At 36.0% G+C, this 14,639-nt stretch carries 12 protein-coding genes; 3 read left to right on the forward strand and 9 right to left on the reverse strand.

Translation table 11 applies throughout. From position 1 onward, the window contains the following. Nucleotides 1-8: 8 nt before the first annotated feature. The gene (locus BLS49_RS09630) at nucleotides 9-800 is read left to right on the forward strand and encodes an energy-coupling factor transporter transmembrane component T family protein (RefSeq protein WP_091229015.1); all 792 of its coding nucleotides are present in this window, start codon (nucleotides 9-11) and stop codon (nucleotides 798-800) included. 69 nt (nucleotides 801-869) lie between these two features. Here BLS49_RS09630 and BLS49_RS09635 read toward each other — a convergent pair whose 3' ends face one another. Continuing rightward, nucleotides 870-1,574: an HAD family hydrolase gene (locus tag BLS49_RS09635; RefSeq protein WP_245742322.1), complete on the reverse strand. Its 705-nt coding sequence runs from the start codon at nucleotides 1,572-1,574 to the stop codon at nucleotides 870-872. A 588-nt stretch (nucleotides 1,575-2,162) separates the two neighbouring features. On the opposite strand from BLS49_RS09635, the gene BLS49_RS09640 reads away from it, so the two are divergent. Further along, nucleotides 2,163-2,906 carry a CPBP family intramembrane glutamic endopeptidase gene (locus BLS49_RS09640; protein WP_091229017.1) on the forward strand — a complete coding sequence of 248 codons (744 nt, stop codon included), beginning with the start codon at nucleotides 2,163-2,165 and terminating at the stop codon, nucleotides 2,904-2,906. A gap of 102 nt (nucleotides 2,907-3,008) precedes the next feature. Here the strand turns inward: BLS49_RS09640 and BLS49_RS09645 are convergent, their stop codons facing one another. From BLS49_RS09645 to BLS49_RS09655, 3 genes are all read right to left on the reverse strand, one after another. Beyond that, nucleotides 3,009-3,596 carry a sugar O-acetyltransferase gene (locus tag BLS49_RS09645; protein WP_091229259.1) on the reverse strand — a complete coding sequence of 196 codons (588 nt, stop codon included), beginning with the start codon at nucleotides 3,594-3,596 and terminating at the stop codon, nucleotides 3,009-3,011. 45 nt (nucleotides 3,597-3,641) lie between these two features. Next, nucleotides 3,642-4,550, reverse strand: a complete 909-nt coding sequence (locus BLS49_RS09650) for an ROK family protein (RefSeq protein ID WP_091229264.1) — start codon at nucleotides 4,548-4,550, stop codon at nucleotides 3,642-3,644. A 280-nt stretch (nucleotides 4,551-4,830) separates the two neighbouring features. Further along, nucleotides 4,831-5,556 carry a Fic family protein gene (locus tag BLS49_RS09655; RefSeq protein WP_175471365.1) on the reverse strand — a complete coding sequence of 242 codons (726 nt, stop codon included), beginning with the start codon at nucleotides 5,554-5,556 and terminating at the stop codon, nucleotides 4,831-4,833. A 762-nt stretch (nucleotides 5,557-6,318) separates the two neighbouring features. Between BLS49_RS09655 and BLS49_RS09665 the strand changes: the two genes are divergently transcribed. Next, entirely contained in the window at nucleotides 6,319-6,666 is a 348-nt protein-coding gene (locus tag BLS49_RS09665) for a helix-turn-helix domain-containing protein (RefSeq protein ID WP_091229024.1), read from the forward strand. A 241-nt stretch (nucleotides 6,667-6,907) separates the two neighbouring features. On the opposite strand, the gene BLS49_RS09675 is transcribed toward BLS49_RS09665, so the two are convergent. The 5 genes from BLS49_RS09675 to BLS49_RS09695 all read right to left on the reverse strand — a co-directional run bounded on the left by BLS49_RS09675 (nucleotide 6,908) and on the right by BLS49_RS09695 (nucleotide 14,469). Next, nucleotides 6,908-8,878: a DUF2075 domain-containing protein gene (locus BLS49_RS09675; RefSeq protein ID WP_091229027.1), complete on the reverse strand. Its 1,971-nt coding sequence runs from the start codon at nucleotides 8,876-8,878 to the stop codon at nucleotides 6,908-6,910. Nucleotides 8,879-8,893: 15 nt separating this feature from the next. Continuing rightward, a complete protein-coding gene (locus tag BLS49_RS09680; RefSeq protein ID WP_091229031.1) occupies nucleotides 8,894-9,226 on the reverse strand; it encodes a nucleotide pyrophosphohydrolase in 333 nt (110 codons plus the stop codon). 716 nt (nucleotides 9,227-9,942) lie between these two features. Beyond that, complete coding sequence (locus BLS49_RS09685; protein ID WP_091229034.1) at nucleotides 9,943-10,794, reverse strand: DNA adenine methylase; 852 nt, start codon at nucleotides 10,792-10,794, stop codon at nucleotides 9,943-9,945. Nucleotides 10,795-10,851: 57 nt separating this feature from the next. After that, nucleotides 10,852-12,585, reverse strand: a complete 1,734-nt coding sequence (locus BLS49_RS09690) for a hypothetical protein (RefSeq protein WP_091229037.1) — start codon at nucleotides 12,583-12,585, stop codon at nucleotides 10,852-10,854. An 84-nt stretch (nucleotides 12,586-12,669) separates the two neighbouring features. Further along, entirely contained in the window at nucleotides 12,670-14,469 is a 1,800-nt protein-coding gene (locus BLS49_RS09695) for an AAA family ATPase (protein WP_091229041.1), read from the reverse strand. Between the last annotated feature and the right edge of the window lie 170 nt (nucleotides 14,470-14,639).

Genomic DNA, 14,639 nt, shown 5'->3' on the forward strand with positions numbered 1-14,639 from the left:
GAAATATCATGGCAAATAACAGCTTTCTTTTGTATCAAAAACAAAATACGTGGATAGAGCGATGGGACCCGAGAATGAAAATTACGGTAAGCCTGATTTTTGCAGCAGCCCTGCTGCTCAACCACCATCTGTTGTTGAAGACCGCTCAAATTGCTCTACTGATCTTCTTATGGTGGATTGCCAAATTGTCATGGAAGGTTCTCATAATCACCATACTATCCCTGACCATCTTCTTCATTTCGACGATGATCTATCAGTCTATGCTTATTACAAATCCAGGCGATACCCTGATTCAGATCGGGATTCTGGAATATTCTGCCGAGGGAGCATTAAATGGACTTTTGATGTGTGAACAAATTGCTGGCATTGTACTTCTACTGTCACTGCTTGTCCGAACCACTTCACCCATCATACTTGCCGAAGGTCTGGAAATGATCCTAAAACCGCTTAAAAAAATCAAGCTTCCCGTCCACGAGGCGGTCATGATGTTCACGATTGCCTTGCGTTTTCTGCCTATACTTGTTGAAGAAATCGATAAAATCCGCAAGGCTCAAATCGCTCGTGGCGGCGGCTTCCATCGCAAGGGAGTATCCTCCCGCTGGCGAGGTATACTTCCGATGCTGATGCCATTGTTCGTACTCTCTATTCTTCGTGCCAAAGAGCTTGCAGTCGCAATGGAGTCACGTTGTTACCAAGGAGATCACGGTCGTACACCGATCCGAAAATATAAGCTTCATCCAAGAGATTATTCCATTCTTGCCTTCTCTATCGTTAACTTAATGCTTATTTTTATTGTGTAACCGAAACAGCCAGTTGCCGGATTTCAATCGGCAACTGGCTGTTTCGGTTGTGCAACTAAATAGATTCAATTAGAGCTTGGCTTGTTCGTAGAGTTCCAGCAATTCATTAAAATTAGTGATCAATACGTCTGACCCCTGAAGCTCAGCGCCTTGACCAAACCCCGCATAAGCGCAGCCGATCACCGCCTGCCCGTTCTTAATGCCAGCTTCAACATCTGAGGAACGATCCCCAACCATCCATGCGCTGCTGACACCATGATTGTCCAGAAGCAGTTTCACCAAATCTACCTTTGATGCCGTCTTATGCTCACCTGCACTATACAAGCCTTCAAACAGAGGGAAAATGTGATGCGCCTTAGCCACTTCCTTTACGTAGTGCTCCAGACCATTGCTTGCAACAAACAGCCTCACACCACGTCTACTCAGTTCCTCCAAAGTGGATTGAACATGCGGATACAGCTCTGTTACGTACTCTTGCAGACCGATCAGCTCATATTCCAGCAGCAAGTCATTAGCCCGCAGATGGACCTCCTCTGATTGATTCGGAATAACCTTCTTCCATATATCTTCTAACAGCATCCCGAGACAACCCAGAATCAGCTCCTCTGGAGGAGTCTCCCCGCTGTACAATCCTTCCTCGCGAAGCGTATCAAATACACGGTGATACACAGGTAAAAGCAATGTCTCCGTTTTAAACAACGTTCCATCCATATCAAAAATCATCGCTTCCGGTTTGCCAAGTTGCTTCATTTGCTCGTTCTGCTTGTTCTCCATCTCCTATCCCCTGCCCCTTCTTCGTTGAAAGTAATACCTACATCATAGGGGAGTCTTCCATGCATTGTAAACCACTGTTCTGTAAAATGCACTGCGATATTCTTCATATACTAATGATAATCCATTTGCTTACATTAGAAGCAGCTAGAATAGAAGCCGACTGGCCTTATATCAAAGCAGATATGAAGTGGATGATGGGATGATAGCGGAAAAAACTTCCTCTATTTTCTGAAAACGGCCTTGTTTTTGAATAATAAAGGAATTTTTTTCCGTTATGTGGGAGTCGACAGGTGTTTTCAGGCCTTTTGGAGCATTTTCAGAAGTTATAGGGGAAGAAACTTCCTCTATTTTCCAACATTGACCTCACTTTTAGTAAATAAAGGAAATCACTTCCTTTATTTTGCTGCAATACATACTCCATTGGTTGTAGTTGATCCTGAAACGATGTTCTGGCAAAAATCGTTGTGAGTACAGCTAACTATATGCGACCATGAAGTCGCCAAGGAGGAACTCCCCTTTGAAATACATGTAAGCATACATCATATCAAAGATTTCCAAATACAAAGCTAAAGGGAGCTCTATACATATATGAGGAAAATATTCCGCATTCAATTCGATCAAGAAGCCTTGCAGGTACTAACTAAACGTGATGGTTGGGCGGCAATACTCTACTATCTATACAACATGATCTTCCTGTTCATGTTCGGTGTGATCATGTTCAGAACCCAGCTTATAAGTGATTTTGCAAATCTTTTTACTAATCCTTTCTTCGCTAGAATTACTCTGGATTTACTGACTATGATCATTCAGTTCCTACCGATTTTCATCTATTTGCTCATCAGAAAGCAATCACTAAGAACAGTTGGCCTGAAATTCAATGGAACCGCCTTTGGAAAATCTCTTATAATAGGCATCCTTTGCAGCTTGCCTTTCATCCTGCCTCAATTAGTGAATTTCTTTCTTGGCCATATAACTTTTCAACATTCCATCCCTGAGCTGATCTACATGTTTCTTTATTTTCTGATTACCATCGCATTTGTGGAAGAGATTGGATTCCGAGGTTTTATCCAAACCCGCATTTTCTCGCTGATTCGCAACAAATATGTCGGCATTCTATTCGTTGGGTTTCTGTTCGCCATCATGCATATTCCTTTTCAAATGTTCCAGGCGAAAATGGGACTCCTTGATTTTGTAATGTACGATTACCCTCATCTTCTCACCACATGGGTCTTACATATGTTCTTTGTATATCTGTACACTCGCAACAACGACTTGGTTGCCCCAGTCATCGCCCATACGCTGATCAACTTTGTCCCATCGGTCATTTATTAGACTTTAAATGGATCTACAACAAAAGCTGCCTCAGGCTGCAGACATTTCCGTTCTGCGCCCCAAGGCAGCTTTCTTTTACTCGCGGATTATTTTTCGATGATACTAATACTTTTCAAAAAACCGTTCCTTATCCTCAACCGTAATTTCGCGCAATACCTTACACGGATTACCAACAGCAATCACATTCGCAGGAATGTCTTTGGTCACTACACTACCGGAGCCAATAATTGAATGATCACCAATGGTTACTCCAGGGTTAATAATCGACCCTCCACCAATCCATACACTATTTCCAATCGTAATAGGAAGGGCAAATTCATGGTCCGCTTTTCTGAGCTCATGATGTACAGGATGACCCGCCGTAAAAATACTCACATTCGGTCCAATCAGCACATGATCGCCAATCGTCACCGTATTACAATCCAGCACCGTAAAATTATAATTCGAATAGAAATTTTCACCCAACAAAATATTGTAGCCATAATCGCAACGGAAAGGCGGTTCTATAAAAAAGTTTTTTCCCATCTTGCCTAGAAATCCCCGTAATATCGTATTACGCTTTTCGATTTCAGTCGGGCGCAGCGCATTGTATTCAAAAACAACCTCTTTCGCATGCTGACGCTCACGCATAAGCTCCTCGCCAAAAGCCTTGTACGCCTTGCCAGCCAGCATTTTTTCTTTTTCCGTCATGTTAGTCATATGGGTTCTCCTCTATGTTCAAGCATGTCGTTACATTTAAATTCTTTTCTCCACTAGCTGAAGATTGTACGTTAAACTCTCCAACGTAAGGGAAATGAGTCCATTCAGATATTCGTCATGAGTGTTGCTTTTTACGAACAGTTCTGGCATGTGCTCTTGCGGTATATCCTTCAGACAGCCTTTATAAATATCATCCAATAGCTCAGGCTTGGCCAAATCACCAGTAAGAGCGATAGACACCGGATTAATTATGGCAATAATCGCAATTATCATTTTCACCGCCAAAGGAACAAATCCATTCGAACTATTCAACTGCTTCATTTGCTCGTCCCGTGTCAATTCCAAAGGTAAAAAAGATACCTCACCCGCAAATTTCGTATTCCCCTTCAAAATATGCCCGTCGATAATGACACCAGATCCCGGAAAATTGTCCTTCGGAAAATTCACGATTGCAAAGGTTTTGTCTTCATCAAAATTTTGCATATTATAAAAACCGTACACCGTAAAATGCATATCATTCTCCGTGATAATTTCCAGACCGTACTTCTCTTTTAGCTTCGGACCTATAGGCAGCCCTACAAAAGCTTCAACATCACAGACACCAATGATCCCCTCATGCACAACGCCTGGAATACCGATTCCGATTGCTTTGATATTTCCGTACTGCTGAATGAGCCCATTGATTTGATTGTCGATAACCTCATAATTGATATCCTCGATCAACCTGCTTTTCTCTTCAATGACCTCACCAATCAGATTAGCGATAGCGTACGCAAGCGAGTGAACCCCGCCATCTGTTTTTACATACATACACACAATATAGGAAAAATCCGCGTTAAACTTATATCGCATAGCCGGACGCCCACCGCTTGATTCATCAAGCTCCGTCTCGATCACTTCTCCCGTTAGAAGCAGCTCATTCAAAATATTACCGCAGGTAGCCACACTCAGCCCGGTCATATTCGCAATCGACGCCTTTGTCCCATACTCCATCGCCTTCAGCGTATTTTTCACTAATTCCGTATTAATTTGTTTGACACGTATCGCATTGTTAGAAATGGGGAGCATTGGGGATATCAACTCCTAAATTTTATCGGACTTTTAAAATATCTTTTAATAAGTTTGAATATAACATACTTTATGAGTTTTTCAAATAACAAAAAAAACTACCCTTAGCAGAAAATCTGCTGGGGATAGTTTGTCTAATCTAACCTCTTAATCGTTTTTACACCGCGCTTAAATAAAGGTCTAAAGAAGACTCGACCTCAGTAGCTACTAGCTCAATAAAATCGCGATAATCTTCCGACGTATGTGCTTTGTCCAGGGCATTGTAATACGCTAAACGGTTTTCCACTTTAATAATAATTGGTGGGTAGCCTGATTTCATTAACTCTAAATTCAACAGCAATCTCGAAGTTCGACCATTGCCATCAACGAACGGATGAATGCCTACAAAAATTGCATGTAGCATTGCACCACGTTCAATTGGATGCATGCTTTGTGCATCGTGCTCATACCAATGCATTAAATGGTCCATATGTTCTTGAATTTTGAATGGCTCTGGAGGTGTATGCACCGCGCCTGAAATAAATACTTGCTGATTACGATACACACCCGCATAATCATCTTCGATTCCTTTAAGCACTAATCGATGTAAATTTTTAATTTGCCATTCTGAAAATGATTCCTCTTTTTGCACAATATCTTCAACATAGGAAATCGCATCTCGGTGGTTAATAACTTCTAAATGCTCTCGCATCGTCTTACCACCAACTGTAATCCCTTCAAGTACTACCTTTGTTTCATTGAGTGTAAGCGTATTACCCTCGATTGCATTTGAGTTATACGTCCATTCTAAAAACAACTTTTCACGTAAACTCTGCACCGTATATTTCGGTAATGGAAGTTTTGCATCTAAAGCGGCTTTCTTCTCATCTATTCTTTCAAACACAAGCTCACCGCCTTCATATTTGGCATCTTTCATATTAGTTTACCCGAAGTGAACACTGTCTGAATACTCCTTAATCTTTTTCAATTTTGAAATTCATGATTATCCTCTGTGGCATTCGTCTTTCGAACGTTGTGTATTACTACCCTTCTATTTAAATATCGAAGTATATCGCTCGGTAGGGGAATTAGTAACTCTACAAGACAGTTGACACAATAGCTCGTCCACCCTCCTAATAACTCTCTGTAAATGTGCAGCACTCATACTCTGTAACGAAGTGTGATTTGGATAGTTCGCAATACACTTTACCGATTGAATTAACGCTAAGGAGTCTAGGTCTATACCTGAGTCAGTACGAGTCAAATCAACCAGCATCTCAAAAGACAATGTATGAGGTGGAAAGATGCTGCCTCTCTCTTTCATAAATGCTGCCTTGAGCATAATTTCTAATGACCAGTTGCTGAGGATTAGGCAGGGTTTCGGGAGGTTTTGGAAGATTGGGATGAGGTTCATGTAGGTTTGAGCGAGATTGCAACCAAAAGGACGTTTGAGCAATATATTCATTCTTTCCACTGAAATCTCATTAATAACCATTCACAACAACCCTTCCATAGGATATCTATATTGTAAATATTATACATTAAAATAATATTTATTAATATCATTTTAGATATATATAGATATTATTATTTATATTGATATCTTTATACTGATGTTTGAATTGTATATTCTTGTCTACACTTTTTCTTTAGAGGAGTGTGGAATATGAACGAAAAAGAAATTCTTAAATTAGTAGGTGCACGCATAAGAATTTCAAGAAAAAAACGAGGCTTATCGCAGGAATCCCTTGGAGAAAAAGGTGGGTTCCATTTTTCATATATTGGACAAATTGAGCGAGGTGAAAAGAACGTCTCGTTAATTAACCTTGCCAAAATTGCCAATGCCCTAGAGGTAAATGTGGCTCAATTGTTTTCATATGTTCATGAGGATAGTGAGCTTACTGAAGCTGATGTTGAAGTGAAGGAAATAGTAATGATGCTCAGGGAATCGAATCTGGAGAAAGTGCGAATGGCTAAAAATGTGGTTAGAGAGATCGTGCGAGAAAAAGAGTAGATCTATTAAAGTAATTATCTTTCGTCACTTTAATAAATAATCATCATCAAAATTCCAGATTTACGCTATACCTCTCTCTTTAAGTACTCCTTCACATATCCGAAGTGTACCATGTGCATTAAGTGAGCTATCCAATGGCAAAAGAGAAACATCCATTTTTCTCATATAGAAAAAATCGCCGATGCGTTAGGCATCAGCGATACTAGGGAGATTATAGATTTGGTGGAAGAATAGAATATTATTATTCACCTTCTTGAGTTCCCCCTGTTACATAAAGATTCTTTTCCTCAGCTGCGATGAGCATTTTCTCTTGATACAGCGGATATGTGATTTCACGCCTCATTCTCTTTAATCGATTTTTAAGATATTCTGCTAAAAGAGGATCAACACAATATATATAGCAACCCTTCATTCCCCTTGTAAGTAAAGTACGGTAAGTATTTTTTATGATTTGATCAGCTATTCGCATTGCCTCATTGCTATCCTTCTTATACAAAGTCTTAAATCCAGACAACGATTTATCCGTCCTCGCACGTTTAAATGGGTCCGTTACAATTTCTCCATTAACATATCGAAGATCTTCGCCTATGATAACTCCTACATAATCAAACTCTAGCCCTTGCGAAGTGTGGATGCAACCAATTTGCTCCACAGATTCAGGGTCGATTGCCCAGGTTGTTGTATTGTTCAAATTCCAGCTCATGGAGAATTGATGCTCCTCCAGATAAATATCATGAACCTCTGGATTATTTTTGCCTTCTGTCTTCCAATCCCAACAGTAACCGGCTAGCATTCTAGCTTTATTATTGATTTGATTCTTGTTAAAAATCTCATTACGCAGTTCATTAGGATTATCAAATATCTTAAAATCATATTGAAAATCAAACCCATCTGCATTTGCTGTTTTTCGAAGTTCCAACACATCATCCAACCAAGCCAAATAACCATCTGAACCATTACAACGAAATTGAGATTCTAGCTGCATCTCTACGACTTCAGCATTGTACAATTCAGCAAATTGTTTGATCTGCTCTTTATTCCCCGCGTCATGCATCGAGACTTTTTGATACTCATCAATGAAAAAAATAGAACATTTCGCAGCTCGAATGATCTCCATCATCTGATTTTCACCTTTGTTCTTGAATAAGCCTGATCTCTCATTAAGTCGATGGGCTTCATCCACGATCAGAACATCCAATTCATTCGGCAATGCCTCATGATAGACCCCTGAACTCTTAAACAGATTGTTAATAAAGGTCTTCTTATAATTTCGCTGAAGCCTCTTCGTATATACTTCTCTGGGAGCGCTGTTCTTGGTGACATATTGGCAAACCATTTCCTGTGAAGTTAATTGAACCAATAAGTTAATGGCTAGTACTGATTTTCCTGTACCAGGTCCTCCCCCCACAATCAGAACCTGCTTGCGATCCGTAGTTAGTGCTCTTTTAGCCATTAAAATAGCCTCTTCATAGACTACCTTCTGTTCTTCAATCATAATAAACTCTTCATTTCCATCTAACATTTTGAGGAGTGAATCCTGCAAAGACTTAGATGGCCTAATCTTTCCTAGTTCAATCAAGTATAGTGATTTCTTACGATCTGTTTTTTTAATATAAGTAGAAATAAAGCCCCTTAACTTTAAGGCATCGCCTTTAATAAATACCGGAGCCTCAGATAAGTAATTTTCATATAAATTATCCGTGATTGGATCATTTTCTTTTTGAATATAATTATGTAAGTAAGCACAAGGGTATAGAGAAATAGGTTCATTCTGAACCGATTCATTGTAGTCCGTGATTAACTTTGCATATGAATATGCCTGGTAAGAAGGATGCGTTTTCTTTCTTAATCCTCCGTTCAAATACGTCTCAACAAGACCATCTGAGTTTGCAACTAAGTTTACTTCAGACCACTGTTTTAATTCCACAATAACGACAGAATATCGATCCTGCTCATCTAACCCAGTAAGCATAAAATCAATCCTATTCGAGGTTCTAGGTATCTTATATTCAAGAGCAATGCCTACATCATCAGGGATCATAGGTGTATTCAGTACCTTATACATATAATTCATAGAATTATTCCATGAGTTAATCTCACTAATCGATACTTTACCGATCTTTTGTAAATAAGACTGATGAATCTTGACAGCTATACTATCATCAGTAACATCATTCATGAATTCTTCTTTGGTCGCTTCGTAAATAATCATAGCTGCTTCACCTCGTTACTCAACATCTGTATACTTTCTTGCTGTTCCTTTAAATTTGTTTATAGGATATTTCTCCGCATTTTTCTCTAACTTGTGCAGGATAGCCTCTTTCACATCGATACCCAAATCATGTGCAAGCATTAAAGAATAGATCAACACATCCGCCAACTCATCTTGGATATCATTAAAATTAGCATCAACCGCCTGATCGCTACTCTTCCATTGAAAATTTTCAAGTAATTCACTAGCCTCTAAAGTCAACGAAATCGCCAGATCCTTTGGGTTATGGAACTGCTTCCAGTCTCTTTCATCGCGGAAGGATATGATTTTATTTATAAGATCGTTCATGTGGGCACCCCTTGGTGGTGGAATATGTGTCTATTATAAGCTTTAAGGATTGAATAAAATACATAAAGAATGAAAATGGTTTAAGTGAAATATTAACATATCCTTATTCCTTTGGAGAATAACTTACCAAATAATGTCGGGTTAGAATTGGAACTTTTAATAGGTCTTGAGGACTGTATACTAGATAGTATAAATTCCCCTAATCAAAATAAAAATATAGGAAGGTTAGTAAGAATATATGTCTCTATAGTCAAAGAAAAACGACGACGATTCATAATGGAGAACAACGTAGTAGTAACTTAGCATATATCCAATAATCAATGAATGAAGTACTCGCAAAGACTCTTTAAGAGATGCCTGAAGAGGAGATGGATAGGCATCTCACTCTCAATATTAGTAAATAAAAGGTCATTGTTCCAACAAAACAAAAGACCTCGCCTTCTGTTAAAAAAAGCGAAGCCAATTTAAACTGTTTTATTTTATTTCTGGATATTCTTAATTCAATTCTGATAAAGAGGGGCTGACTAAACACACTGTGACAAACACTATTGTAATATACTGGATATTGCATGGAGTAGCAGACTATACTGTCTTAGTACTAACTTTAATAATCCAGATGTTCAAAGAAAAAGTATTAGACTCTGGGTAATGATAGATACAGTTGCTAAAATATACTTAGTAATTTTTCAAACTCTGATTAGCTCAGTTTAATCTATCTATGCGAAATTTAAATACTTCTGAATATCTCCCTTATTTGTTTTGTTTGAGAAAAACATGAATTCTTGTCCTTTTGTTGGAGTTGCAATTGAATAATTTAAGTAGTACTTTGTATAAAATTGATTTTTATAAAGTTCTTCTATTTGACTAGCAATATCATAGGTTAGAATCCAATATCTATTTTTCATTTTCGATTGTATGATCTTAGCCAACTCAACATGATCTTCATGGGAGTAAAAGTTTGTATATAAATCAGGTCCTTTATCATAATAGGGAGGATCAAAAAATGTAAGTGATTTACGCGTTTTTTTTATTTCTGCCTCAATAAACTCCTTTGCATCGTAGTTACAAACCCTAATTTGACTTGCATAAGAAGCAATAAGCTTAATTCGCTTAATGATAGTTTCTTTATTAAATCTGCAGTCTATTTTATAGATACTATTTTGATTTTTACCACCAATAACTCCTCCTTTGATAATTCCAGATCTATTTGTTCGATTTAAAAAAAGTGTTGAGAATGCCAAAGATAGATCATCGATATTATTTTTTTGTTTTTGAATTTCTCGTTGGATATACCATTGCTCCATATCTATAGGTGTATCACGTATAAGTTGAATTAATGGTTCTGGATGGTTGATAATAGTATTCCATAGGGCATAAATTCCGCGGTCATAATCATTAATAATAATTTTTTTAACATCATGATTAATGAGCAAACGAATAGCTACAGCTGCTCCTCCGGCAAAGGGCTCTATGTATGTTGATATATTGTTTGTAGTCACAAGGTGCTTGATATAATAATATGTTTTATCTTTTCCACCTGGATATCTTAGTGGAGATAGAGTAGTCATCGGCATCACCTCGATGTTATAATAACTAATTTTATTTTTCTTGGCAGTGATAAAGTTTCAGTCTAACAGTAGATAATTATGAAAGACAATTAGAATCGGTGTGACTCTCAGATTTATTCTCTCAACCAATTCATCGTAAACAGTAGCATAACTATCATGGGTTATTAAGTTTAAATAATCATATAGAGTATCTGATTCAATAGCACCAAATAAATTTTTGGATGCCTGGAATTTAAGCTTGTTATCCCCGCTACAAATCTGGGTAAATAACGTATTTTCGGTCAACTGTTCAATTAAATACTTCAAGTTTTGCTTCGGATTTCCATGGTTTTTAAGACCTTTGTCTTTTATCACTTTATCTATAGACAACTCTAATAACTGCCTCACTGATGAAGCGATCATGTATCTATAATCTTGAGCATTTTCTAAAGATTGAATTTCACCTATTAGTCTATTAACGGTATTGTTTATATTTATTTTCACTTCTCCATCGATAAACGCAGCAACGGACTTAAAAAATTCATTTTTGGGTTGATCTATTTTTATTGTTTTACTTGATAAAACCACACAAATTTCAACACTCTTCGAAACACATATTCCACTGTTTTCCAGCTTTGCCTGTATGATATATGTTCCAACTGGTGCATTTCCAGAAAAAACATTGTCCCTTATTAAATTGCTATCTGAATTAAATAGTACTTTTCCTTTTAAATTTTCACCATTAGAATCAGTTGCAACTTCTACTAAATCTATTAAGTTATAATCATTGTACAAGTTAATAACTTTCCTACTAGATTTTAATTTCAAATCCAATATATAGGGCGTGTTATCAATCACATTGCTACTAGTACCAACAATATCTCTGTCGGAATTATGATTTGAATTTGAATTTATGCTTGATTTAGAACGATCATGCGCAGTATCTAAATCAAGATCTGAAATAGTATTGGATTCTACATCTGTTGTTGTGTTATTAGACAATGTAATTGGTGATATCTTTTCAAAAAAATTACTAGCCAGCTCTTTAGTGTATACTTCTACAACAGAAGCATCTTGTGAAATGAAATATTCAATCATTTCGCATACTTTGTTAAAGTGCTCATCAATATCCAAGTCAACTTTGATCCCACGTTCTAATTTAAATATTCTTGATCTAATATCAGAAAAATTAAATATTCTTTCAAATGTTGTGGCATAACCGTTATCTTTAATTTTATCATAAAGATACTTTTTGTTAGGAGTAGATTCAAGTTTCTTATAGATTAAATTCCCAATACTTAGCGGTTTGTTAAAGAACTGAGAATCAAAAGTGTCTTTTTCGTTTGAATCCCATGGAATTTGTCCTGCTCCCGACTGTTCACCCGAGTGAATCTTTATTACATGATTCGCCATCGCTTCAGGATCTGAATAAATTTTAACGTAAAGAATTAAACTTTTCGCATTGATATTATGTTTTACCTTTTCTATGTAACGATAGGTTCTTGGATACTTGTCTTTTATCAATTCTGCATTATCATCCAATAATAGCTTCAATGCTGTTAGTCTTCGATTCCCATCGTGTACAATATATTCATTATCTTTATGAAGGACAATAAAATCTTCAAGTACTACTCCAGTTTCTATAATATCTTGAATAATAGCTTCTATCTTTTTCGGACCAACTTTTTTTAAGTTAAAGAAGGTTAGAATCGCTTCTTCTTCGCTATTTACAGGTTTAGGAAATCTAGGATTAGTTTTCGATAATGCTAATTCTGTTGCAAACATCTCTTTAATTAGAGGTCGTTCATACATATAGACTCCTCCTTGTAATATATCCTATTCACAACATACCCGCTCTATTTTCTGCCACTTTGACTAATTATTTCGAACATGGGACTATCTGTTATTAACTTGTTCTTTGCTTTTGAATAAGTCTGCTTTATCACTCCAGTTTTTTGCTGGTATATTGTAAGCTACGCGTGTTTTATTAAATACTAAAAATAAATTGTTATAAAAACTTTGAATTTCTCCTTGAGTAGAAGTATCATTCAACCATGCTTGAAAGACTATATGGAAAAAGTCCTTATAATTATTATATAATTTTTTATTTTTTTCTCTTTCAATTCCTTTTACTGATTTACTATTAGTTTTCTTTTGTTCTATATCTTCTTTGATCTTTACAATCTCTTTATAAATTGATTGAGCCATATCGTATGTATATCCCATGTTGACGTGAACCTGTCCATGTCTCCAGAATTCATTATTTTCGCTCAATAGTTTAGTTAAGTGATTAAAAATTATGCTCTCTGGATTATCCTTTCCAGGCAGTGTAATAATGTTTTGTTCAATATCTTTGTTAGTATCTCCATCTAGAATACAAATAGCTTTCATTATGTTTCCACTTAATATTTCATCACAAAATATGCTCTTCAAATTATTACTCCCTATATTACTAGAAACAAAGTGAAAATTGCCCTCTACTTTTTTGAAATTGGGATCTAGATCTGATATTTTCATGAATATTATATTAAGTAAATCTCTTGCCTCTTGATCTTCTGTAAAAATTGGAATTTTACTATTTTCTTGTAATTGATTTGCCGTCATTTGCTGCAGATACATGTTAATAGAAAACATATCAATATCATTACATACGCTTACCTTATTGCCCTCATTTAATAGGTACATTACATTAGCTTTCTTTTTCAAACTATAATCAATTAAAGTTAAACTATGTGTAGTAAAGACGACTTGTATATTATAATTCTCAGAGTACTCTTTTATTAATTCATATAATTTAATTTGATATGATGGATGTAACGATGCATCTAACTCATCGATAAGTAATAAACTTTTAACTCTTTGATTTAAATAACTTACATCCTTTTGTGATTCTTCGTAATAATATCTCAATGAAATTAAAGCCGTAATAATTACATACAAGTTATCCTCGCCAGCTGAAATTGTATTCGAGTCAATTCCTGGGGTAGCAGTTTTGAACTCTGCTCTTTTTTTTATATTACCAACTTTATTAAAGGATTCATGATTAACTCTTACATTGGTGAAATTTTCATACTCTTGATTAATAATATCAATATACTTACTTGGAAGATTTTTGTTAATCACACTTATGTAATTATTTTTTAATTCTCTTTGTAAGATACCTCTTATTTTTTTTAAGGTTACTTCATCTACACTTTCTAATGCAGTTACTTTACCTAGAACATTATCAATATCGAATTCATGGTACTCACCAAACGATATTAGTCTAGACAAGCCTAAATAAATAACGGGTAACTTAGGAAGTGACTCTCCTTTATTAACAACATAATATGGCTTTATTGCATATCTAGCATTTTTCTTAGAATTGTGTTTACGAAATTCTAATGTCGATTCATCAAAATAAGTTACTTTCAATATAATTCCAGTAACTCCATTTGAAGGGTCATTGTATTGTTTGTCTCCTTTACTTAATGATTCAATTTTAGGATTCATCATGTTATTTATACTACCTATCACGGTCATACAATTTTTCAAACTTATATTTCCTTTAACCTCTTGATACGAGTTAGATAACAAGTATAATATTGAACTTTTACACGTCCCATTTGTTCCAGATATAACATTAATACCAGGTGAAAATTCTAATTCTAAGTCAATTAACTTCCTATAACTAATTACATTTAGTTTTTTACTCATTTAATAATCACCTTATCTATAATATATTTACAGTAAATGGCCCTCAATTGTATAGTCTTATTCAAACATGTTCAACAGGGCTTCTATATTAAATTTGTCGTATCAATTAAGATTTACCACAGATATATCGTATGAGAACGTACATAACCTAATTATACGACAAATCAACA

This window comes from Fontibacillus panacisegetis, from assembly GCF_900102215.1.
Taxonomy (GTDB): domain Bacteria; phylum Bacillota; class Bacilli; order Paenibacillales; family Paenibacillaceae; genus Fontibacillus; species Fontibacillus panacisegetis.

Bases quoted from the DNA above. Each gene is read 5' to 3' on its own strand.
- BLS49_RS09695 (WP_091229041.1), bottom strand. From the start codon at position 14,469: ATGAGTAAAAAACTAAATGTAATTAGTTATAGGAAGTTAATTGACTTA.
- BLS49_RS09680 (WP_091229031.1), bottom strand. From the start codon at position 9,226: ATGAACGATCTTATAAATAAAATCATATCCTTCCGCGATGAAAGAGAC.
- BLS49_RS09690 (WP_091229037.1), bottom strand. From the start codon at position 12,585: ATGTATGAACGACCTCTAATTAAAGAGATGTTTGCAACAGAATTAGCA.
- BLS49_RS09645 (WP_091229259.1), bottom strand. From the start codon at position 3,596: ATGACGGAAAAAGAAAAAATGCTGGCTGGCAAGGCGTACAAGGCTTTT.
- BLS49_RS09675 (WP_091229027.1), bottom strand. From the start codon at position 8,878: ATGATTATTTACGAAGCGACCAAAGAAGAATTCATGAATGATGTTACT.
- BLS49_RS09685 (WP_091229034.1), bottom strand. From the start codon at position 10,794: ATGACTACTCTATCTCCACTAAGATATCCAGGTGGAAAAGATAAAACA.
- BLS49_RS09640 (WP_091229017.1), top strand. From the start codon at position 2,163: ATGAGGAAAATATTCCGCATTCAATTCGATCAAGAAGCCTTGCAGGTA.
- BLS49_RS09630 (WP_091229015.1), top strand. From the start codon at position 9: ATGGCAAATAACAGCTTTCTTTTGTATCAAAAACAAAATACGTGGATA.
- BLS49_RS09665 (WP_091229024.1), top strand. From the start codon at position 6,319: ATGAACGAAAAAGAAATTCTTAAATTAGTAGGTGCACGCATAAGAATT.
- BLS49_RS09635 (WP_245742322.1), bottom strand. From the start codon at position 1,574: ATGGAGAACAAGCAGAACGAGCAAATGAAGCAACTTGGCAAACCGGAA.